The following is a 22,052-nucleotide window of genomic DNA, read 5'->3' on the forward strand; positions in this document are numbered from 1 at the left end:
TTATCGTCAGACGTAGAATCATTAGTCCGATCACTATTCAACTTTTTCTAAGGTAAAGACGTTATGCGCCTGCCTCAACGCGACCCTTATGCTCCTCGCGAGTGGCAGCCACATGAGAAACCCGCCCTGCTGGGTTCGCCCTCCACACCGGGACACCCCACGCCAAAGCGGATCGCCTATGGCATCGTTGGCCTGTTGGTGTGCCTGACGGGCGCGCTGGGCAATGCGGTGGTGACGGCCAATCTGCAGAACCTCCAGGGTACGTTCGGTGCCTGGTCGACAGAGATTGCCTGGCTGCCCGCCGTCTACGTCATGACCAACATCTCCATCAACCTGCTGCTGGTGAAATTTCGTCAACAATACGGCCTGCGCGCCTTCACCGAAGGTTTTTTGGTGCTGTATGTGTTGGTCACGTTTTTCCACCTCTTTGTGAACGATCTCAGCTCGGCGCTAATGGTTCGCGCCGCGCACGGAATGGTGGCCGCCGCGCTTAGCTCGCTGGGAATTTATTACCAGATTCAGGCCTGGCCCGCGAAGCACCGCCTGAAGGCGCTGACGATCGGCATCACCGGATCGTCGCTCGCTATCCCGCTTGCCCGGCTGTTTTCTACTGAACTGCTCCAGCTGGACGAGTGGCGTGGTTTGTATTTCTTCGAACTGGGGTTGGCCCTGATATCGCTGGCCTGCGTGATGGTATTAAAACTGCCTCCCGGCGATCGGCGTAAGGTATTCGAGAAAAAAGATTTTGTGACCTTCTTTCTGCTGGCACCCGGCATGGCGTTGCTGTGCGCCGTGCTCTCCCTGGGTCGTCTGGACTGGTGGTTCGAAGCCCCGTGGATAGGCTGGTCTTTAGCGTTGTCGCTGGTGTTAATTGTGTCCGCCATCGTTTTCGAACACAACCGCACTAACCCCTTGCTCAATACGCGCTGGCTGTCGAGCGGCAGTATCGTGCGTTTGGGGCTGATCATGCTGTTGATCCGCATCGTCCTGGCGGAGCAAAACACCGGCGTCATTGGCTGGCTGCAGTATGTCGGCCTGCAGAATGAACAGATGACGCACCTGGCATGGTCGATTTTTGCCGGTATTGCCTGCGGGATTGTCGCCAGCTGTCTGACGATCAAACCGACGAAGCTGGCGTGGCCGATTATCACCTCGCTGGTGCTGATGATTATTGCGTCGCTGCTCGACAGCCAGTCCACCAACCTCACCCGCCCGGATCAGCTGATGTTTAGCCAGTTCCTGCTGGGCTTTGGCAGCGCCTTCTTCCTCGCCCCGGCGATGCTGGCAGCCATTGGCGGCGTGATCGCCGAGCCGCGCAACCTGGTGAGCTTCTCGGTAATGTTTGGCATGAGCCAAAACCTCGGTGGGCTTCTGGGGTCCGCCATTCTCGGCACCTTCCAGACCTGGCGCGAAAAGTACCACTCCAGCCTGCTAGCCGATCAGCTCACCACGCTTAACCCGCTGGTGAGTGAACGCATACAGGCCTATACCCAGATGTACCAAAGCCTGATAGGCGACAGCGCGCTGCTCGGGACGCAGGCAATCACTCAGTTGCAAACGGTGACCGCTCTTGAGGCAAACATTCTGGCTTACAACGATACTTACCTTCTCACGGCGAGCATTGCCGCCGCCACGCTGGTCTGGATTTTATGGCGTTTGCTGCGCCTGCGTATAACCGCCCGCATGGCCCTGAAAAACGCCACTGGCAACAAATAATGGATAGTGATAAATGAAGTTTTGGGAGACGTTATGAGTCAGCAGGATGCCGCCAAAGAGCAGGCCAACACGCGCAAAAATGTGCGCATTGTTTCTGTGTTCACCGCCGCAGCCATCGGTATTGTCGGCGTGCTGGTGATCCTTTACGCCTGGCAGTTGCCTCCTTTTACCCGCCACGCGCAGTTCACCGATAACGCCTACGTGCGTGGACAGACCACGTTCATCAGCCCGCAGGTAAATGGCTATATCACCGAGGTGAATGTTCAGGATTTCGTGCAGGTCAAAAAAGGCGATGTGCTGTTGCAGATTGACGACCGTATCTATCGCCAGCGCGTTCATCAGGCTGAAGCCCAGCTGGCGATGAAAATCGCCGCCCTCAATAACAATCTCCAGCAGCGTAAAAGCGCGGAGGCGACGATCGTTAAAAACGAGGCCGCGCTGAAAAATGCCCACGCCCAGAGCCTGAAAACGCAGGCAGACCTGAAGCGCGTCAAGGAGCTAACTGCCGACGGTTCGCTCTCGATCCGGGAGCGTGACGCGGCATTGGCCAGCGCCGCCCAGGGCAGCGCGGATATCGACCAGGCCAAAGCGACGCTTGAGATGTCGCGTCAGGACCTGCAAACGGTGATTGTGAATCGCGGCGCGCTGGAAGCGGACGTCGATAATGCCAAAGCCGCACTGGAGCTGGCGCAAATCGATCTGCAAAACACGCGCATCGTCGCCCCACGCGACGGCCAACTGGGGCAAATCGCCGTGCGTCTGGGCGCGTACGTGACCGCCGGGACGCACCTCACCACGCTGGTACCGCCGCAGCACTGGGTAATCGCCAATATTAAAGAGACGCAGCTGGCGAATTTACGCGTCGGACAGCCGGTGAAATTCACCGTCGATGCGTTAAACGATAAAGCGTATCAGGGCCGCGTGGAGAGTATTTCTCCGGCGACCGGCGTCGAGTTCAGCGCGATCACGCCCGATAATGCTACCGGTAACTTTGTCAAAATTGCGCAGCGTATTCCGGTGCGCATCGAGGTACTGGGCAAACCTGAAGAGTCCGCGCTCTTACGCCCGGGCATGTCGGTTCAGGTGACGATTGATACGGGGGCGCCTAAACAATGACCCTGCGCCCGATAGCAGGCCTGCTGATGGCGGTCATACTGGCCGGATGCCAGTCGGTTGACGTAAAACCCGCGCAACCTTCACTGCAGATCCCCACACAATGGCGCGCTGATGCCGGCCCCGCCAGCCCGGCGGAACAGCTCTGGTGGCGTAACTTTCACGACAGCAACCTGAACCGCTACGTCGATCTTGCGCTAAAAAACAACAGCGACGTGCTGATTGCCCGCGAACGGGTGAATGAATATCAGGCACGGGTTTACGCCGCCGACGGTAGCCTCTTTCCCACGCTGGACGCAGGCGTCACGGGCACGCGCGCCCGCTCGCAATCTGCCGCGACGGGATTACCGATCTACGGCACGGTGTACAAAGGCAGCCTCACCGCCAACTATGATGTCGATATCTGGGGCGTGAACCGCAGCACGGCCAACGCCGCAGAAGCGTCGCTCGACGCGCAGAAAGCCGCGGCCGCTGCCGCAGATTTGACCGTTGCCTCCTCGGTGGCGTCAGGGTATGTCACCCTACTGTCACTGGATGAACAGCTTCGCGTAACCCAGTCCACGCTAAAATCCCGTGAGGAGGCATTCAACCTCGCTAAGCGGCAGTTTGAAACGGGCTACAGCTCGCGTCTGGAGCTCATGCAATCCGACTCCGAACTGCGTGCAACCCGGTCGCAGGTGCCGTTGATACAGCACCAGATTGCACAGCAGGAAAACGCCCTGCGTCTGCTGTTAGGCAGTAACCCCGGTGAGGTCGCACGCAGCGAACGCTTCGAGGCGCTGACGCCGCTGGCCTTACCGTCACAGCTGCCTTCAACCCTGCTCAATCGCCGTCCCGATATTGTGCAGGCAGAACGGCAGCTGATTGCGGCTGACGCCACGCTTGCCGCGTCGCGCGCCAGCCTTCTGCCGTCGATCAACCTGACGGCGACGGGATCGATACAGGATCGCACCCTGTCGGGCCTGCTGGACAATCCGCTGCAGCTCTGGAGCACGGGAGGCAGCATTCTTGCGCCGCTGCTAAACCGCCAGGCGCTGAATGCCCAGGTCGATATTTCGCAGTCCCAGCGCAATCAGGCGCTCTACGGTTACGAGAAAACCGTGCGTAATGCCTTCGCTGAGGTCAACAATAGCCTCGATGCCATTACGCGCTATCAGGAACAGCTAACGGAACTGCTGGCACAGCAGGCCGTATCTCAGGAGACGCTTAGGGTCGCGCAAAACCGTTATAACAACGGCTACTCGTCTTATCTGGACGTGCTGGATGCGCAGCGTACGCTGTACACGGTACAAACCAGCGTGGTACAGGTGAAAAATAACCTGCTGCTGGCGCAGATTGATTTGTATAAAGCGCTGGGCGGCGGATGGTCTTCGTAAATCAAGGAGTCAATCTATGCAACAACAGTGGTCTGCAGTAGATAATTATATGATTTCTTCGCTTATTCCGCAGGACGAGGTGCTCCAGCAGGTTCTCGAAAACAATCAACGTGCCGGGTTACCCGAACACGACGTTGCGGCCAATCAGGGACAGCTGCTGGCGCTGTTTGTCCGTATGGTCCAGGCAAGGCGTATTCTTGAAATCGGCACGCTGGGCGCCTACAGCGCCATCTGGATGGCGCGCGCCCTACCGCCGGACGGCAAGCTGATTACGCTTGAAGCTGACCCAACGCATGCCCACGTAGCGCGACAAAACATTCAACTGGCGGGGCTTAAGGATCGTATCGATCTCATTGAAGGTCCGGCGCTGGCTTCCCTCGAAAACCTGAGCGATAGCCCCCCTTTTGACCTGATCTTTATCGATGCCGATAAGCCAAACAACCCAGGCTATCTGGAATGGGCGCTGCACTATTCGCGGCCGGGCACGCTTATCGTTGGCGATAACGTGGTGCGCGATGGTGATGTGATTAACGGCCAAAGCGACGACGCGCGCGTGCTGGGCGTACGGCGGTTCATCGAGATGATTGGCGATAATCCGCGCTTAACGGCCACGGCCTTACAGACCGTGGGCGTGAAAGGGTGGGATGGTTTTACGCTCGCCGTGGTGAACGGCTAATAACGCCGGGTGGTGGCTACACCACCCGATGTTTACGCCGCGATCTGCTCCATCGCCTGCAAAATACGCTTATCCGAGATCGGGTACGGCGTCCCCAGCTGCTGCGCGAAGAAGCTGACGCGCAGCTCCTCAATCATCCAGCGGATAGCCTGCACGTCTTCATCGTCGCGACGAGCGGGCGGCAGTTTATTAAGCCACTGCTGCCACGCCTGCTGCACGCTTTCAACCTTCAGCATCTGCGCACGATCGCGGTGCGGATCGATGGCCATTTTCTCCAGACGTTTTTCAATCGCCTGTAGATAACGCAGCGTATCCCCCAGGCGGTTAAAGCCGTTGCCGGTAACAAAACCGCGGTAGACCAGGCCTGCCAGTTGCGCTTTGACGTCAGACAGACCCAGCGCCATGGTCATATCCACGCGCCCTTTCAGACGCTTGTTGATGTTGAAAACGGCCGTCAGGATCTGCTCGACCTGTTTAGCAATGTCCACCACGGTGTCGTTCAGCTCGGCGCGCACCTTCTCATGCAGTTTCGCAAACGCCTCTTCCGTCCAGACCGGTCCACCCGCCTCGTGAATCAGCTTGTCGACGCCGCAGGAGATGCAGTCGTCAATCAGGTCCAGCACTTTACCGTACGGGTTAAAGTAGAGGCCCAGCTTGGCCTTGTTGGGTAACTTCTCGTGCAGATACTTAATCGGCGACGGGATGTTCAACAGCAGCAGACGACGCAGCCCGCGCCACATCATCTGCTGCTGTTCCAACGGATTATCAAACAGTTTGATCGCCACGCTGTCACGTTCATCTACCAGCGCAGGCCAGGCCTTCACTTTGTAGTTGCCACGCTTTTGCTCGTAGCTTTCCGGAAGCTGACCAAAGCTCCAGATATGCAACCCGCTCTGCTCGATGCCGTCATCCGCCACCGCGGATAACGTCTCCTGAACTTTACCTTTCAGGGCCTCTTTAAGCGCCGTCAGCGACCGACCTTCCTGCAGCTTTTTGTTTTTGTCATCCACCACGCGGAAGCTGATTTTCAGGTGATCGGGCACCTGATCCCAGTTCCAGTCTTCGCGATCGATGGTGGTCCCGGTCATCCGTCTGAATTCACGTTCGAGAGCGTCCAGCAGCGGTAACTCCAGCGGCGTGACGCGGCCCAGGAACGCCTCGGCGTAGTTTGGTGCGGGAACAAAGTTGCGGCGCACCGGCTTAGGCAGCGATTTGATCAGGGCTATCACCAGCTCGCGGCGCAGGCCAGGGATTTGCCATTCAAACCCGCTCTCCTCCACCTGATTGAGCAGAGGAAGTGGAATATGGACGGTGACGCCGTCGGCATCGGTGCCCGGTTCAAACTGATAGGTCAGGCGCAGCTTGAGGTTGCCCTGATGCCAGAAGTTCGGATAATCGAGCTTGCTGACCGACTCCGCCCCCTCTTTAATCAGCATGCTCTTTTCAAAATTGAGCAGGTCCGGCGTCTCTTTGCTGGCTTTCTTCCACCAGCTGTCGAAGTGACGGGCAGAAATCACGTCGTGGCTAAGGCGCTGGTCGTAGAACTCGAACAGCGCTTCATCATCGACCAGAATGTCGCGACGACGGGATTTGTGCTCAAGTTCTTCCACTTCGGCTCGCAGCTTGAGGTTTTCACGGAAGAACGCATGCCGCGTCTGCCAGTCCCCTTCCACCAAGGCGTGGCGAATAAACAGCTCGCGGCACAGCGCCGGATCGATCTGGCTGTAGTTGACCTTACGCGCCGCGACAACCGGCAGGCCGTAAACGGTGACTTTCTCCGTCGCCATCACTGCGCCCTGCGCGCGCTCCCAGTGCGGTTCACTGTATGACCGTTTCAGCAGATGCTGAGCCACCGGTTCAACCCATTCCGGATCGATACGCGCCGCGATGCGTCCCCACAGGCGGCTGGTTTCCACCAGCTCTGCGACCATCGTCCATTTTGGCGGTTTCTTGAATAAACCAGACCCCGGGAAGAGAGAGAAACGGGCGTTACGCGCCCCGGTGAACTCCTGCTTCTCCGCATCTTTCATCCCGATATGCGAGAGCAGACCGGTCAACAGCGAGATATGAATTTCGCGGTACTCCGCCGGTTCACTGTTCACCGGAATACCCAGCTCTTTCACCACCTGGCGCAGCTGGGTGTAGATATCCTGCCACTCGCGCACGCGCAGATAGTTAAGAAACTCTACGCGACACTGGCGGCGGAACTGGTTGGACGACAGCGCTTTTTGCTGTTCGCCGAGGTAGTTCCACAGGTTCACAAAGGCGAGGAAATCGGACTCTTTATCGTGGAAGCGGCGGTGCTTCTCGTCGGATGCTTGCTGTTTGTCCATCGGACGCTCGCGCGGATCCTGAATGGAGAGCGCCGAGGTGATGATCATCGCCTCACGCACGCAGCCGTGCTTCTGCGCTTCCAGCACCATACGCGCCAGACGCGGGTCAACCGGCAGCTGGCTGAGCTGGCGGCCCAGCGGCGTCAGCGTGTAGACGGTCGCCTGCTCGTCGGTGGTAATCGCCCCCAGCTCTTCCAGCAGGCGCACGCCGTCCTGGATATTGCGCTTATCCGGCGCTTCAACAAACGGGAACGCCGCGATATCGCCCAGCCCCAGCGCGGTCATCTGCAGGATGACGGACGCCAGGTTGGTGCGCAGAATTTCAGGGTCGGTAAACTCCGGGCGTGACAGGAAATCGTCTTCGGAATAGAGACGAATACAGATCCCTTCCGACACGCGGCCGCAGCGGCCTTTACGCTGGTTAGCTGACGCCTGTGAGACGGGCTCAATCGGCAGGCGTTGCACCTTAGTGCGATAGCTATAGCGGCTGATGCGCGCCGTGCCCGGGTCGATTACATACTTAATGCCCGGTACGGTCAGCGAGGTTTCCGCCACGTTGGTCGCCAGCACGATGCGACGCCCGCTGTGCGCCTGGAACACGCGGTTTTGTTCACTGTTCGACAGGCGGGCGTAAAGCGGCAGGATTTCGGTATGGCGCAAATCGCGCTTGCTGAGCGCATCGGCGGTATCGCGGATTTCTCGCTCGCCGCTCATAAAGATCAGAATGTCGCCCGCGCTTTCGTTGCCCAGCTCGTCAACCGCATCGAAGATGGCCTGCAGCTGGTCGCGCTCGGTATCGTCCGCCTCTTCCACAATCGGGCGATAGCGTACCTCTACCGGGAAGGTACGGCCAGACACTTCGATAATCGGCGCATTGTTAAAATGCTTTGAAAAACGTTCCGGGTCGATGGTCGCAGAGGTGATGATGATTTTCAGATCCGGACGACGCGGCAGCAGCTCTTTCAGGTAGCCGAGCAGGAAGTCGATGTTCAGACTGCGTTCGTGCGCTTCATCGATAATAATGGTGTCGTACTGCATCAGCAGCCGGTCCTGCTGGATTTCCGCCAGCAGAATACCGTCGGTCATCAGCTTCACCATGGTGTTATCGCTGACGTGGTCGCTGAAGCGGACTTTATACCCGATGCAGCCGCCCGGCTCCGTTTGCAGCTCTTCGGCAATACGGTTGGCGACGGTTCGTGCCGCCAGACGACGCGGTTGGGTGTGACCAATCAGCCCCTTTATTCCGCGTCCCAGCTCCATACAGATTTTGGGCAGCTGGGTGGTTTTACCGGAGCCCGTTTCCCCCGCAACAATCACCACCTGGTGATCGCGAACGGCGTTGAGGATGTCCTGTTTTTTCTGACTGACGGGCAAGTTTTCCGGATAGGTTATTGCCGGACGCGCGGCTTCGCGCAGCACGACTTTACCGACGGCCTGCTCAATCTCTTTCGCCATCTCCTGGTAAATGGCCTGTTGTGCATCAGGATTTTTAACCTTCTTAACCCCGTGCAGACGGCGGGCAAACCGCTGTTTGTCGCGTAGCGTCAGCCTATCAAGCTGTTGCAGGAGTATCGGGAAGGTTAATTTGTGTTGTTCTGTCATAGCGTTAACGGGCAGTGCACTGCCGGATAAAATCTCTTTTTAATGATTGATATAGAGTACCACATCGGCGGTTTCAGCGCCTTATTCAAAAAATTCGAACATAGACTTCGATATATTGCGCTATCCCTGCGACAGGATTGTGAATAGAGTGTCAACAAGCAACGGGGCAACCCCCTTCAATCAAATGCAAAAACAGGAATCACCCATGAGCAAAGTATTAGTATTGAAATCCAGTATTCTGGCAGGGTACTCACAGTCTGGTCAGTTGTCCGACTATTTCGTTGAACAGTGGCGTGAACAGCATCCTGCTGACGAAATCACCGTGCGTGACCTGGCGGCCCAGCCTATTCCTGTGCTGGATGGCGAACTGGTTGGCGCACTGCGTCCAAGCGATGCTCCGCTGTCCCCACGCCAGCAGGAAGCGCTGACCCTGTCTGACGAGCTGATTGCAGAACTCCAGGCGCACGACGTTATCGTGATCAACGCCCCAATGTACAACTTCAACATCCCCACTCAACTGAAAAACTACTTCGACCTGGTGGCGCGCGCTGGCGTAACCTTCCGTTACACCGAAAACGGCCCGGAAGGTCTGGTGAAAGGCAAACGTGCAGTGGTACTGACCAGCCGCGGTGGTATTCATAAAGATACCGCAACTGACCTGGTGACGCCGTACCTGAGCGTGTTCCTGGGCTTCATCGGCATCACCGACGTGAACTTCGTGTTTGCTGAAGGTATCGCTTACGGTCCGGAAGTGGCGACCAAAGCACAGTCTGATGCGAAAGCCGCTATCGACGGCTTCGTCGCAGCCTAAGATTCCCCCTCTCACCGCCCGGTGGGAGGGTTTTTCTTTCCCCTGTTATTCGTTATCATCCGCTCCCAATCATCCGCCGGGCAGCCCGATGTCAGTCATTGTCGATAATTTTATTGCCCCACCCTGTCTTGATGACATTGAGATCCTCTGGCAGGACGAACATCTGCTGCTGATCGATAAGCCTTCCGGTCTGCTGAGCCTTTCAGGCAAGAATCCGCAAAATCTCGATTCGGTCCATTACCGTCTTGTACAGACGTTTCCCGGCTGTACGCTGGTGCATCGCCTTGATTTTGGCACGTCCGGGCTGATGGTGATTGCGCGCAATAAAGCGATTAACGCCGCGCTTTGCCATCAGTTCAGCCAGCGCGCCGTGCAAAAGGGATACAGCGCCCTGCTTTGCGGGCATGTCGAGGAAGACGAAGGGATCATTGATGCGCCGATAGCGAAAGATCCGGCGCTTTTTCCGCTGATGTCGATTTGCGCCATCACGGGTAAACCGGCCCGCTCTCGCTACCGGGTTGTCGATCGCTTTTATCAGGATACGGGGCTGGCGTTGACGCGGGTAGCGCTGATGCCGGAAACCGGGCGAACCCACCAGCTGCGCATTCACTGCCAGCAGTTGGGTCACCCTATTTTAGGCTGCGATTTGTATGGCGGCCTTAACATGCCGGGCGCGGAGAACGCGTCACGGCTGATGCTGCATGCCAGCGCGCTGGACTTTGTTCATCCGGTGAGCGGGAAAACAATCAACGCTCGTCACGCTGCGTCGTTTTGAACGCGGCTTACCACATCAAATCGTCAGGGATCTTGAAATCTGCATACGGATCGTCTTCATCCTGCTCTTCCTGACTCAGGGCGCTGTTTAAGACGATGCTTTCCGCGTCGCGCTGGGCAATTTTATCGGCCACCACGGCAGGGATAATAGCGTAATCACAGTCGCCGTTGGCGTTAATCACCAGGCGCGCAATGGCCAAACGGCCGTTGATCAGCTGGGCCTGCGTCTGCTTATCCACCTCTAACTTCTTGATGAGGTTGCCATCCGTAAAGTTAAAGGTGATGTTACCTCTTGAAACGGTGATACGGTTCATCTCAATAAGCTGTTTCACCTGCGCCTTAAACTCTTTCGCCAGCACGGCCTGTTTGTGCTGTTCGCTGAGTTGCTTATCACGCTCGATTTGCGCTTTTTTGTTCTCTTCTACCGCTTCCCGAGCTTCACGTGCCTGAACGCGTGATTTCTTTGCCGTGCGCTGAACTTTCGCCACTTTTTTGCTGCTGACCAGGCCCGCTTTCAGCATCTGCTCTTGTAAGGTGAGTTTTGTCATGATCGTTTCTAAACCGGTTGGAAATTTTGGGGATTATAGCGGGAATTGCTGAGCGTGTGCCAGAGAAGTAGGCATGGCGTTTTGTTGCCTGAGTCTGGTTCATTATTCCTTCAGCATTTACTAACGTTACCGCCTAAAGAGTGATTAAAAATTGTCAGGTCATTTTCTTAATAAGAAATGAGCAACATCATAAATATGATGTGAGTTCAATATCTGTCCCCACTACAGGCGTAGGCTGCCTTTTTATTATTAAAAGGGTGGGTGAAAATATGGTCTTAAAAGGAACAATGCTGCTTAACGGTGCTGACTATGCGCCTTTTAACCTGCACGGTGTTGGCGTGTTTATGGCGCATTCCGGGCAGGGAATTTACGGAAATAATGGATATTAAAGGTTCCGTTGATGTTCAGGACCGTGAAGGTAGCATTGAGATCATAGGGCTGAGCCATGGCATTAACCTCCCGGTAGACAGCGTAACGGCAAGATCACCGGCACGCGTCAACACTCATCCATGCGGATTGAAAAGGAAGTTGATAGCTCCACGCCCTATCTCTACAAAGCAGCATCTACCGGTCAGGCGCTTAAAAGCGCTGAAATCAAGTTCTATCATATTAATGATGCCGGACAGAAGGTCTGTTATTACACCGTACTCATGGAGAACGTAAAGGTTACTGGTGTTAACTGCAGCGTGCCAAACGTGAAGATCGCTGCCAACGATAAAATGAACCATATTGAAAACGTAAGCCTGCAGTACGAAAAAATTACCTGGCGCATCGTCGACGGGAACATCATGCACAGTGACGCCTGGAACGAACGTCCTTCAGCATAACGCTAAGGGGCGTGATGCCCCTTACTCTTTCACTTCCCTCGCCAGCCTGTGCGCAATACTGTTCATGAAGTTCGCTCATGTTGCAGTGAAATTAAGTCACTTCCCCTGCGCCGCGGGCTCAGGCATAAATTATGCATTGGTAACTTCTTAGCAACATGAACTTAGGATGCATAACCACAATGAGCAAAGCTTTCACATATACCCTTAAGCGCAGTTGCTTCGATGAGAATTACAACCCGTCAGAAAATACGCGTACAACCACCAACTTTGCCAACCTGGCGCGTGGGGAAAAACGTCAGGAAAACCTGCGCAATACGCTGGTGATGATCAACAGCCGTTTTAACGCCCTAGCGCGCTGGGATAACCCCAACGCCGATCGCTACGCGGTTGAGCTTGAAATCATCTCAGTCGATTTGAATATTGGCGTGGAAAAATCATTCCCGGCCATTGAGATATTACAAACGTATATTGTCGACAAAAAAAATAACCAGCGTATTCCAGGTATCGTCGGGAATAATTTCTCTTCTTACGTGCGGGATTACGATTTCAGCGTACTGCTGCTGGAGCACAACAAGAACCAGCAACGCTTCAGCATTCCGGAAAAATTTGGCGAACTGCACGGCAATATTTTCCGTCACTTTGTGAAGTCACCTGAATACAAAGAGAACTTCAGAAAAGCACCGGTGATCTGTCTGAGCGTCTCCAGTAAGGATACCTATCGCCGCACGGGCAACGAGCACCCCATTCTGGGCATTGAGTATCAACCGGAGGGTGAATCCTTAACGGAACAGTATTTCGCGAAAATGGGCCTGAGCGTGCGCTATTTCATGCCGGAGAACAGCGTGGCGCCTTTCGCGTTCTTCTTTACCGGGGATTTACTGAGTGATTACACCGATCTGGAACTTATCGGTACCATCAGCACGATGGAAACGTTCCAGAAAATTTATCGTCCGGAGATTTATAACGCTAACTCGGCAGCGGGACTGTGCTATCGACCGGATCTGAACCAGCAGGATCACTCATTAACAAAAATTGTTTATGACCGTGAAGAGAGAAGCCGCCTGGCGATTGAACAGGGTCGATTTACAGAAACGTATTTCATTAAGCCCTACAAACATATTCTTGAGCAGTGGTCTGATAACTACACGCTTTAATTCATCAAAAAAGGTCTTTTATTATGAAAACATTGCTCCCGACTTCTACGGCTGGCAGCCTGCCTAAGCCAACCTGGCTGGCCCAGCCTGAAACGCTCTGGTCCCCCTGGAAGTTACAGGATCAGGAATTAGCCGCGGGGAAACAGGATGCACTGCGTCTTTCCCTCGACGAACAGCTTCGCGCGGGGATTGATATCGTCAGCGACGGGGAACAAACGCGCCAGCACTTCGTGACCACCTTTATTGAACACCTGAGCGGCGTTGATTTTGAGAACCGCCAGACGGTGCGCATCCGCAACCGCTATGACGCGAGCGTACCCACTGTGGTGGATGCCGTGACGCGTCAAAAGCCGGTGTTCGTTGACGATGCAAAATACCTGCGTCAGCTCACGGATAAGCCTATCAAATGGGCACTGCCGGGGCCGATGACGATGATCGATACGCTGTATGACGCCCACTATAAAAGCCGTGAAAAGCTGGCCTGGGAATTCGCCAAAATCCTCAACCAGGAAGCCCGGGAACTGGAAGCGGCCGGGGTGGATATCATCCAGTTTGACGAGCCTGCCTTTAACGTGTTTTTCGATGAGGTGAATGACTGGGGAATTGCCGCGCTGGAACGCGCCGTGGAAGGGCTGAAATGCGAAACCGCGGTACACATTTGTTACGGGTATGGCATTAAGGCCAATACCGACTGGAAAAAGACCCTCGGCTCGGAGTGGCGTCAGTATGAAGAAGCCTTCCCTAAGCTCCAGACATCGAATATCGACATCATCTCCCTAGAGTGCCACAACTCTCGCGTACCGATGGATCTGCTGGAGCTGATCCGCGGGAAAAAAGTGATGGTCGGCGCGATTGATGTCGCAACGAACGGCATTGAAACGCCAGAGGAAGTTGCCGATACGCTGCGTAAGGCCCTGCAGTTTGTTGACGCTGACAAGCTCTACCCTTCCACCAACTGCGGTATGGCGCCGCTGTCTCGTCAGGTGGCTAACGGCAAGCTGAACGCATTGAGCGCGGGCGCTGACATTATTCGTCGTGAACTGACCCGATAATCTCCATGCCGCTTACGTTTGCCAGTAGAGCGGCGTACCGAATAGCGCAACGTAATAATCGATGACCGCCCTGACGTTCAGGGGCGGATGCCGCGCGTTGGGATAGATCGCCGCAATGGTTTGGGGTTCGGTGTTGATGGAACAGTCGAATTCCGGCATCAGCGCAATCAGTTCGCCACTTTTCAGTCGCTCACTCACCAGCCAGTCGGGAAACAGCACAATCCCCATTCCCCCCAGCGCCGCAATGAGCAAGGTTTCTGCATTATTGGATGTCATTAACGGCGCAACGGGATAATGGACCCACTCGTCCCCCGGCCTGCGAACCAGCCAGCGGTTAGGGCCAGAAGATCCTCGGTAGACAAGACAGCTGTGGCGACTTAAGTCGTCCGGCCCCTCGGGCGCGCCGAATTTTCGCAGATAGGCTGGCGATGCGGCCAGATAATAAAACTGGTGGCCAAACGGGCGCGCGTGAAACGACGAGTCCGTCAGCGTGCCGATACGAAAGATAACGTCGGCGGCGTCCCTGTGCGGATCGATAAAATCGTCGGTGAGCGTCAGGTCAAGAGTCAGCCGCGGGTAGCGTGCCGTCAGCCCGGGAAGGCCCGGCGCAACATGCCTCTGGCCGAAAAACACCGGCGCATTCATGCGGATCGTCCCCGAAGGCTCGCTCGCGCGTTCATCAAGCTCGCGTCGCGCATCCTCAAGATTTCCCGCCATCGCCCTCGCATAGCGCACAAACAGATGCCCGCTCTCCGTCGGAATGATCGCCCGGGTATTACGATAGAACAGCTGCTGGCCGAGTGCGTCTTCAAGCTGATGGATCACCCGAGAAACCTGCGATGCGGAGATACCTTCCCGCCGCGCAACCACGGAAAAATTCTGCGATTCATAGACCGCGATAAAGATCAGCAGCGATCGAATACTGATGTTTCCGGCGTCGTGCATTAATGCATATCCTGCAAAGGTGTTTCCTTCATTATGGCATTTTTCTCAAAGCTTTAACGCCGTAATCTTCGTCGCCTCAACAACGACAGAGTAGGTGCAATGCAGCTTATTTTAATTTTACTGGTGATTGCCGGCGGCATGGGGCTGTCCATAGAGGCAGGCCTGCTGGGTCCGCTGGGTGGCGAAGTTGGGGATCTGTGGGCAACGTTCAGCATCTTCAGCGTGGGGGCCGCACTCACGTTCCTGCTGATGCTGTTTTTCAGCCCGCGCAACAGCCCGTCATTTTTCGCGCAGCCGGCATGGCAGCTGCTCGGCGGCGTGCTCGGCCCGGTGTATGTCATCATTCTTACGATTGCCGCGCCGGTGATTGGTATCGCCATGACGATGATCGGCATTCTGGCCGGTCAGGTCTTTAAGAGCCTGATTATCGACCACTATGGTCTGCTGGGAACGCCTCACCGGAAGATCAACACGAAACGCCTCATCGCGCTGGCGTTCATCATTGCCGCGCTGGTGTTGGTTGCACAGGGATAACGATATGACCGTAATTATGATAATTCTGGCGGTGCTGGGCGGTGCGACGCTGAGCATTCAGGCCGCGATTAATGGGCAGTTGGGCAGCCGCGTGGGCGTGTTCAAAAGCGCTTTTCTGACCTTTTCCGTTGGTGCACTGGTGACCGCCCTGCTCATTTTCTTTTTTGAGCCAAAACAGGCGGTCAGCCTGCTGGATGTGCCAAAATGGCAGTTGCTGGGGGCGCTGTGTGGCGTGCCCTATATCGTCATTATGGTGCTCGCGGTACAGCGTATCGGGACTGCCGTCGCCACCGTGGCTGTTATCCTGGGCCAGCTGGCCATGAGCATGCTCATCGATAACTTTGGCTGGCTGGGCAACAACGCTATTCCGTTCTCAATGAGTCGGTTAGCCGCCGTCGTCTGCCTGGGCATTGCGTTGGTCTTCATCTATTCCAGCAGTAAACCGCAAGCCGCCCGCGAATAAATTCAGGGCTTACGGGTAAAGAACAGCGTCACCGTGGCGACGGTGACGCCGAATTTCTTCATCTCCGTTTTGTTGAACAGATGCATTTCATCCTGCAGGTACATCCAGTCATCGAAGTGCAGTAGCCAGGTGTTGCCGCTGGCCTTAACGTTCATGCTGTACTGCCAGTTAAAGGCATTACCCGCCGCCTGCCCCTTAGCCACGCCGTCAATGTCACCTGCCGTGCCCTCATAGCGATCGGCACCGACGCGGCGGATGTGCCACACGCGCTGTTGCTTCTCGCCGTCGTCGTAAACGAAACGTTCATTGAGCGTCAGCGTATCGCCAATAACGTCCCCGGCAATGACCACGTGGAACCGACGAATCTGCTTACCGCTGCGATCCTGAACCATGCCCCATGCTTCAGTGTTGCCCTGAAACCAGGTAAAAATGTCCAGCTTCGGCTGCTGCTCACGGTACTCTGCGACGTCGGTGCTACAGCCTGCCAGCAGCATCGTCAGGACAAACGCCATTATCAGGATACGTTTCATTTTGAACCTCCGATCAGCTGCTGACGCAGTTCAGGATATTGCGTGCGGGGATCGAGCCAGATGCCCAGAAAGCGCAAGCTGAACGCTTCTGGCTGGCGTGGCCCCAGAGGGATAAAACGTTTTTGTGCAGCCGACGCGCGATACCAGAACTGCCCCTGCCCGTCGTTAAGCACAAAGGCCAGCTGCGTTCCCGGCCCTACGTCAGGCCAGAGCGATTGCAACATGCGTAGCCAGGCGTTGCTCTGCGGCTCTTGCTGCAGGATGCCCTGTGCCTGCCACTGATTACGGGTCGCTTCGACCAGTTCGTCCTTGTCGATATCGCGGGCATAGGTGATGATCAGGGCCTGATCCTCACCAGGCCCCGCATAACGACCGTCCGGCGTGCGCAGCTGTGAAGAGTAAACGGTGAACGGCCCCCAGGTGAGCGTCGCATCCCCCACCTTGCGCCAGCTGAGCCAGTCGGCAGCCTGTACACCCGGCGCCATCGTCATGAGCCAGGCGATACACAGTAACGCGTTTCTCATTGTTGCCTCCCCAACAGCAGGTGGAAAAACAGCATCAATACCAGCCAGCCGGGTGCCAGCCAGGAGACGACGATAAAGGTCGGCTCCAGAAAAACGATCGCCCCCAGCCGCTCGCCGATAAGATACGCCACCGGGCCGCCGAGCGTGGCCAGCAGCGTGAGCGCCCAGCCCGGCAAGGTGCTGATGGTGGTCAGGTGTGTCCAGACGGTGGCGAACATCAGCCACAGCGCCACCATCCACAGCGGCATCAGTGACTCCCCGGTAAAGGCAATAAGCCCCGTCAGGGCCCACAGCGCGTCGAGCACACTGCCCGCCGCCGCCAGCAAAAGGGCAGACACGCGACGTGCAGGCGACAGCATCAGGCACGCCACTATCGCCAGCCCGAGCCAGATAATCAGCCCCCTCTCACGAAACAGCACCACCAGCGTCCAGTAGAGATCGAACGCGATAGCCATGATGAAAACCTGCACGTAATGCTTCATACGCGCTCGGCGGTAAGCTGCACCACGCTGATGGTGCGGGCGTTAAACCCGGCTTCGCAGTAGCCAAAGTAGTACAGCCACATCCGGCGAAAGCGTTCATCGAAGCCTAGCGTTTCAATCTCCTGCCAGGCATGGACAAAACGCTGTCGCCACTGCGACAGCGTGCGGGCGTAGTCTGGCCCCATATCAAAGAGATTTCTGACCACGAAATCGGTATGACGCGTCATGAGTTCATTCATCGCGGTGATACTGGGCAAAAATCCGCCGGGGAAAATGTAGCGCTGTATAAAATCGACGCTCTTGCTGTAATCACGATAGCGCTGATCCTGAATGGTGATGGCCTGAATTGCCATGCGTCCCCCTGGGCGCAGACGCGCCTGACAGGTGCGGAAAAACGTGGGCAGATAGCGCTGCCCCACGGCTTCAATCATTTCAATAGAGACCAGCTTGTCGTATTCACCGGTAAGGTCGCGGTAGTCGCAGAGCAGTACCTCGACCCGATCCGCCAGCCCGGCGCGGGCAATTCGCGCTTTCGCCCAGATGTACTGTTCTTGCGACAGCGTGGTGGTGGTGACGCGGCAACCATAATGACGGGCAGCGTATTCCGCCATCGCGCCCCAGCCGGTGCCAATTTCCAGCAGATGATCGCTTGCCTTGAGCGACAGCTGTTCGCACAGGCGCGCCATTTTAGCCTGCTGAGCCGCAGTGAGATCCTGATCCTCGGCGGTAAACAGCGCGCTGGAGTAAAGCAGCTCCGGGTCGAGGAAATGCGCGTAAAAGGCGTTGCCCAGGTCATAGTGCGCTGCAATATTTTCACGCGCCTGTTCGCGGGAGTTACGCCGCGACCAGTGGCGCAGCCGCGCCAGCGGTTTCCCGAACAACCGAAAACCTTTTTCCAGGCGGCCAAGCACGTCTGCGTTGAGCGCAAGAATGTGCAGAAGCGGCGTAAGCTGGGAGGTGTCCCATTCACCATCCATCCAGGCCTCGGCCGCCGCGAGGCTGCCGCCCGTTAAGACGCGCCAGTAAAGGCCCGGCGTCAGGATCTGCACCTCAGCATGCAGCGCAGCGGCAGGCTCTCCAAACTGAAAGGTCTGAGCCCCCTCACGCACGGTGAGTGAGCCACCCCGAATACCGCTCAGCAGACGGAAAAGCAACCAGCGTGCGATGCGGACGTTGCGCGGGATATCGGGTTCTAGCGCAAAGACGGGATCGGTCATGAGCGTTCACTCCTGCTGACAGGATGGTTATGCAGCGGCACGCGCTTCAGCCATAGCCTCAGCGCTTGCCAGTAAATAGCGAAAACGGTTTTGAGCGTCATCAGCGGGATGCGCAACATTAGCGACCGCAGCGCGGATCGCGTAAGGGGCTCCCGGCGCAGCGCGAGCGTGGCGTCAAACACCTTCGCCGCCTGGTGGTTTTCTATATGCATGTGCAGCGTCTGCTCCGGGCTGTTAAAGCGCCAGTGATAGACCATATCCATCGGATTAAAGGGCGAAACGTGGAATGCTTTCTGAACGGGGCGCGCGTTCCGGCCCTCCACCGCATAGTAATGACGTTCGTTCCAGGGAGTATTGCGCACCTCGGCGAGGACCCAGCGCAGCGTATCCTCCAGGTCATAGCAGTAGTAAAAATTGACCGGATTAAAATGAAACCCGAAATAGCGTAACTGCGTCAGGAGCATGACCTTCCCGGCCGGACGCTCGCCGGTCAGGTTCTCAAGACGGCTGAGCACGTTTTCCTTGAGCGGCGTACCCAGCGGATAATCCGCGTCATAGAACGCGGCCGCGGCGAAGCGATTGCGGCGTACGCCCACAGACGCGATCGCATCCAGCTCATCCAAATCAAGCCATGCCATAAAGACGCTGTATGTGAAGCGGTGTGCTTTAGGCTGAAGACGGCGGTGGCGCAGTACGCCGTGATAAAGGCAGCTATTCATGGCCGTTACCCTCCCCGAGCGCCAATCCCTTCACGACGTCAAGGGCGCTGCGTACGCCATCCTCATGAAAACCGTTATACCAGTAGGCTCCGCAATACCAGCTCCGGTTTTGCCCATTAATCTCGCCGCGCCGCGCCTGAGCGCGCCAGCTTTTGGGGTTAAAAAGCGGATGCTCGTAGACGAAGCGCTTCAGGACGAAACGGTCATCCACCGGCGTTTCCGGATTGAGGGTGACGCAGAACAGCGGGCTTTCTGGCGGTAGCCCCTGCAAAATATTCATGTTGTAGGTAACGCATGCGCTGGCCTGTTCTCGCTCACTGAGGCGGTAGTTCCAGCTCGCCCAGGCGCGCTCGCGCACGGGGAGCCAGCGCCGGTCACTGTGCAGAACCACCTCATTGCGCTGCCAGCCGATATCGCCCAGGACATCGCGTTCAGCGTCCGTTGGCGCGTCCAGCATGGCGAGCGCCTCCGCGGAGTGGCAAGCAAAAATTACCTGATCGAACGTATGGCTGGCGTTCTTGAGCTGAATATTCACGCCGCGCTCATGACGAATAACCTGCTGAACCGGCGCGTTAAGGTGCAGCGTAAGACGATTGCCAAGCGCCGCCAGCATGGCGCGGATGTACTCCCGCGAGCCGCCAGGCACCACGTACCACTGCGGACGATGCGTGATATCCAGCAGGCCGTGATGTTCAAAGAAGCGTAGAAAGAGCGGCAGCGGAAAACGCTTCATCTCCTGCAGTGACGAAGACCAGATGGCGGCCCCCATTGGCAGGATGTAGTGACGCGCAAAATAGGGCGTGAAGCGGTGCCGTTCCAGGAACGATTGCAGCGTGTCGCGCGGGTCGACCTCACCGGCCAGGGCCTGCTTCGCCAGCCGGTTGAAACGGACTATCTCCCTGAGGAGCCGCCAAAACGTCGGATTCACCAGATTTCGACGCTGGGCAAAGAGCGACATCAGGGTATGTCCGTTATATTCCAGTCCGCTCTGTGGGTTGTGCACCGAGAAACTCATCTGCGTTTTCTGCCCGCTGATGCCTAATTCGCTGAGCAGGCCCATAAAGCGCGGATAGGTGCGATCGTTATAGACAATAAACCCGGTGTCGATGGCGTAGGTGCCTTGCGGCGTGGCCACGTCAACCGTCGCGGTATGACCGCCCGGCGTGGCTCCGGCTTCGAACAGGGTAACCTGATGATGTCCGGCAAGCCGCCAGGCGCAGGTTAACCCGGAGATACCGCTACCGATAATGGCGATTTTCATGAACGCACCATCCTGCGCAGCAGCGGGCGCTGAAGACACGCGGGCAAAGCGGAGAGCAACCGCATCGCCAGACCAAATCCGGCCGGAAAAGCGATATGGTTTTTTCCTTTCGCCAGCCCCGCGCGAATCGCCCGCACGGCCTCGTCAACGCTCACCCTGCCCGGCATTGAAAAATCATTTTTGCGCGTCAGCGGCGTATCGACAAAACCGGGTGAGACGACCGTGACGGCAACCCCTTTCGGCTCCCAGTCAAGACGAAGGCTCTCGGCAAACCAGCTCAGTGCAGCCTTGGACGCGCCGTACCCCTCCGCCCGTGGGAACGGCAGCCAGTGCGCCATAGAACTGACCAGCACCACGCGATTGCCCGACGCAAGCTGCGGCTGCAGCGCGGCAATGCAGTTCACCGGTCCCAGAAAATTGGTCATCATGACCCGCTCCACCAGGGCGGCATCCACCTCGCCGCGTTCGAGATATTCGCAGGTCCCGGCACAGAGAATGACCAGATCGGCATAGCAGTCCGCCAGCGCCAGGCGACTGGCGCCCCTGTCTGTCATGTCGAACAGGCGAACCGTGATGGTGGGATACTGCTGATGCAGCGCTTCGAGACGCGCAGGATCGCGCCCGCAGGCGATCACATGGTGCCCCTCTTTGGCGTAGGATTTAGCCAGCCCGGCTCCAATGCCGGAGCTTGCGCCGGTGATCAGCACCGTCATCATGATTTCACCCTCCGCTTAACGCCACGAACCGCCCAGCCGAGCACGGGAAGGTGTTCGTAGATCATCTCTCCGGCATCGTAGTAGTCGCGCTGGCGGACAATCAGATCGTTTTCGATATCCGCCACGCTACAGCCCGGCAGCTCCAGCGGGGCCCCCCCTGCGATGCGCGGATGCGACCAGTGCATAACCCAGGTCACAGCAAAACGGCGTTCGCTCACGAAGGGGGAATCGGTGGTAAAGCGGCAGTTTTCGATATTCGCCAGCAGATGGGTGAAATAACGCTGGAGCGCAAAGAGCCCGTGGTGCTCGCCAAAAGGATCGATAAGCGTGGCATCAGGATGATAAAGCGCGGCCAGCGCAGACGGCGGCTGGGCATCCAGCGTGTCGTAGTAATCAACAAACCGACAAATGACGGAAGGCAACGTACTCATGGGTCACATCCTGGCTGTAAACAACGTGGCGTAAGCGCATAATTAAAACTTACACAAGTAACGTTATTTGTCCAAGTTTACACAAGGATATTTTTAATAATCATTATTTTTCAATGAATTAAAGTTATCATTCAGCACGCTTTTTTAGGGGGATTCAAATTTCGCCGCCCACAGTATTTTGCTTTTCAGTTTTACCTTAAGGCAAATACGCCCTCTTTCTTCCAGGCTTATCCTTTTTATTCATAAGG

Annotated in this window: 21 protein-coding genes and 2 pseudogenes; 12 read left to right on the forward strand and 11 right to left on the reverse strand. The window is 56.6% G+C overall.

Features of this window, described 5'->3' with window-relative positions; all coding sequences use genetic code 11:
• Positions 1-69: 69 nt before the first annotated feature.
• The 4 genes from V5P19_RS06065 to V5P19_RS06080 are packed head-to-tail and all read left to right on the forward strand — an operon-like array spanning position 70 to position 4,881.
• On the forward strand, positions 70-1,716 hold the full coding sequence (locus V5P19_RS06065) for an MFS transporter (RefSeq protein WP_334402702.1): 1,647 nt from the start codon (positions 70-72) through the stop codon (positions 1,714-1,716).
• A 33-nt stretch (positions 1,717-1,749) separates the two neighbouring features.
• Complete coding sequence (locus V5P19_RS06070) at positions 1,750-2,832, forward strand: HlyD family secretion protein (RefSeq protein WP_334401199.1); 1,083 nt, start codon at positions 1,750-1,752, stop codon at positions 2,830-2,832.
• Positions 2,829-4,205, forward strand: a complete 1,377-nt coding sequence (locus V5P19_RS06075) for an efflux transporter outer membrane subunit (protein ID WP_334401201.1) — start codon at positions 2,829-2,831, stop codon at positions 4,203-4,205. Before V5P19_RS06070 ends, V5P19_RS06075 begins: the two co-directional genes overlap by 4 nt.
• A 16-nt stretch (positions 4,206-4,221) precedes the next feature.
• Positions 4,222-4,881 carry an O-methyltransferase gene (locus tag V5P19_RS06080; RefSeq protein WP_334401203.1) on the forward strand — a complete coding sequence of 220 codons (660 nt, stop codon included), beginning with the start codon at positions 4,222-4,224 and terminating at the stop codon, positions 4,879-4,881.
• Positions 4,882-4,913: 32 nt separating this feature from the next.
• Here V5P19_RS06080 and hrpA read toward each other — a convergent pair whose 3' ends face one another.
• The gene (gene hrpA, locus V5P19_RS06085) at positions 4,914-8,816 is read right to left on the reverse strand and encodes an ATP-dependent RNA helicase HrpA (protein WP_334401205.1); all 3,903 of its coding nucleotides are present in this window, start codon (positions 8,814-8,816) and stop codon (positions 4,914-4,916) included.
• 205 nt (positions 8,817-9,021) lie between these two features.
• Between hrpA and azoR the strand changes: the two genes are divergently transcribed.
• Both azoR and V5P19_RS06095 read left to right on the forward strand, forming a co-directional pair.
• Positions 9,022-9,627, forward strand: coding sequence for an FMN-dependent NADH-azoreductase (gene azoR, locus V5P19_RS06090; RefSeq protein WP_334401207.1), 606 nt, complete (start codon positions 9,022-9,024; stop codon positions 9,625-9,627).
• Between the two features lie 88 nt (positions 9,628-9,715).
• Entirely contained in the window at positions 9,716-10,402 is a 687-nt protein-coding gene (locus V5P19_RS06095) for an RluA family pseudouridine synthase (RefSeq protein WP_334401209.1), read from the forward strand.
• Positions 10,403-10,409: 7 nt separating this feature from the next.
• On the opposite strand, the gene V5P19_RS06100 is transcribed toward V5P19_RS06095, so the two are convergent.
• Entirely contained in the window at positions 10,410-10,949 is a 540-nt protein-coding gene (locus V5P19_RS06100; protein ID WP_334401211.1) for a DUF2058 domain-containing protein, read from the reverse strand.
• Between the two features lie 269 nt (positions 10,950-11,218).
• Between V5P19_RS06100 and V5P19_RS06105 the strand changes: the two are divergent.
• The 4 genes and pseudogenes from V5P19_RS06105 to V5P19_RS06120 all read left to right on the forward strand — a co-directional run.
• A pseudogene (locus V5P19_RS06105) lies at positions 11,219-11,329 on the forward strand (DUF2778 domain-containing protein); the annotation flags it as partial.
• Positions 11,328-11,776, forward strand: a pseudogene (locus V5P19_RS06110) (Hcp family type VI secretion system effector). The pseudogenes V5P19_RS06105 and V5P19_RS06110, both read left to right, overlap by 2 nt.
• A gap of 179 nt (positions 11,777-11,955) precedes the next feature.
• Positions 11,956-12,930, forward strand: coding sequence for a DUF1852 domain-containing protein (locus V5P19_RS06115; RefSeq protein WP_334401213.1), 975 nt, complete (start codon positions 11,956-11,958; stop codon positions 12,928-12,930).
• Between the two features lie 23 nt (positions 12,931-12,953).
• Positions 12,954-13,982: a methionine synthase gene (locus V5P19_RS06120; protein ID WP_334401215.1), complete on the forward strand. Its 1,029-nt coding sequence runs from the start codon at positions 12,954-12,956 to the stop codon at positions 13,980-13,982.
• Positions 13,983-13,994: 12 nt separating this feature from the next.
• On the opposite strand, the gene V5P19_RS06125 is transcribed toward V5P19_RS06120, so the two are convergent.
• Complete coding sequence (locus tag V5P19_RS06125) at positions 13,995-14,927, reverse strand: LysR family transcriptional regulator (protein WP_334401217.1); 933 nt, start codon at positions 14,925-14,927, stop codon at positions 13,995-13,997.
• Positions 14,928-15,026: 99 nt separating this feature from the next.
• On the opposite strand from V5P19_RS06125, the gene V5P19_RS06130 reads away from it, so the two are divergent.
• Both V5P19_RS06130 and V5P19_RS06135 read left to right on the forward strand, forming a co-directional pair.
• On the forward strand, positions 15,027-15,461 hold the full coding sequence (locus V5P19_RS06130; RefSeq protein ID WP_334401219.1) for a DMT family transporter: 435 nt from the start codon (positions 15,027-15,029) through the stop codon (positions 15,459-15,461).
• Positions 15,462-15,465: 4 nt separating this feature from the next.
• Positions 15,466-15,924 carry a DMT family transporter gene (locus V5P19_RS06135; protein WP_334401221.1) on the forward strand — a complete coding sequence of 153 codons (459 nt, stop codon included), beginning with the start codon at positions 15,466-15,468 and terminating at the stop codon, positions 15,922-15,924.
• A gap of 2 nt (positions 15,925-15,926) precedes the next feature.
• On the opposite strand, the gene V5P19_RS06140 is transcribed toward V5P19_RS06135, so the two are convergent.
• The 8 genes from V5P19_RS06140 to V5P19_RS06175 are packed head-to-tail and all read right to left on the reverse strand — an operon-like array spanning position 15,927 to position 21,804.
• The gene (locus V5P19_RS06140; protein ID WP_334401224.1) at positions 15,927-16,454 is read right to left on the reverse strand and encodes a DUF3833 domain-containing protein; all 528 of its coding nucleotides are present in this window, start codon (positions 16,452-16,454) and stop codon (positions 15,927-15,929) included.
• Positions 16,451-16,978, reverse strand: a complete 528-nt coding sequence (locus V5P19_RS06145) for a hypothetical protein (RefSeq protein ID WP_334401226.1) — start codon at positions 16,976-16,978, stop codon at positions 16,451-16,453. The genes V5P19_RS06140 and V5P19_RS06145 overlap by 4 nt, the downstream gene beginning before the upstream one ends.
• A complete protein-coding gene (locus tag V5P19_RS06150; protein WP_334401228.1) occupies positions 16,975-17,460 on the reverse strand; it encodes a DUF2878 domain-containing protein in 486 nt (161 codons plus the stop codon). Before V5P19_RS06150 ends, V5P19_RS06145 begins: the two co-directional genes overlap by 4 nt.
• Positions 17,457-18,677 carry a cyclopropane-fatty-acyl-phospholipid synthase family protein gene (locus V5P19_RS06155; RefSeq protein WP_334401230.1) on the reverse strand — a complete coding sequence of 407 codons (1,221 nt, stop codon included), beginning with the start codon at positions 18,675-18,677 and terminating at the stop codon, positions 17,457-17,459. The genes V5P19_RS06150 and V5P19_RS06155 overlap by 4 nt, the downstream gene beginning before the upstream one ends.
• Positions 18,674-19,396, reverse strand: coding sequence for a DUF1365 domain-containing protein (locus tag V5P19_RS06160; RefSeq protein ID WP_334401232.1), 723 nt, complete (start codon positions 19,394-19,396; stop codon positions 18,674-18,676). Before V5P19_RS06160 ends, V5P19_RS06155 begins: the two co-directional genes overlap by 4 nt.
• Positions 19,389-20,657 carry an FAD-dependent oxidoreductase gene (locus V5P19_RS06165; RefSeq protein ID WP_334401235.1) on the reverse strand — a complete coding sequence of 423 codons (1,269 nt, stop codon included), beginning with the start codon at positions 20,655-20,657 and terminating at the stop codon, positions 19,389-19,391. Before V5P19_RS06165 ends, V5P19_RS06160 begins: the two co-directional genes overlap by 8 nt.
• Positions 20,654-21,373 (reverse strand): SDR family NAD(P)-dependent oxidoreductase, encoded by a 720-nt coding sequence (locus V5P19_RS06170; protein ID WP_334401237.1) that lies wholly within the window; start codon positions 21,371-21,373, stop codon positions 20,654-20,656. The genes V5P19_RS06165 and V5P19_RS06170 overlap by 4 nt, the downstream gene beginning before the upstream one ends.
• Positions 21,370-21,804 carry a nuclear transport factor 2 family protein gene (locus V5P19_RS06175; RefSeq protein ID WP_334401239.1) on the reverse strand — a complete coding sequence of 145 codons (435 nt, stop codon included), beginning with the start codon at positions 21,802-21,804 and terminating at the stop codon, positions 21,370-21,372. Before V5P19_RS06175 ends, V5P19_RS06170 begins: the two co-directional genes overlap by 4 nt.
• Positions 21,805-22,052 lie beyond the last annotated feature (248 nt).

Source organism: Enterobacter sp. UNJFSC 003 (assembly GCF_036903355.1).
Taxonomy (GTDB): Bacteria; Pseudomonadota; Gammaproteobacteria; order Enterobacterales; family Enterobacteriaceae; genus Enterobacter.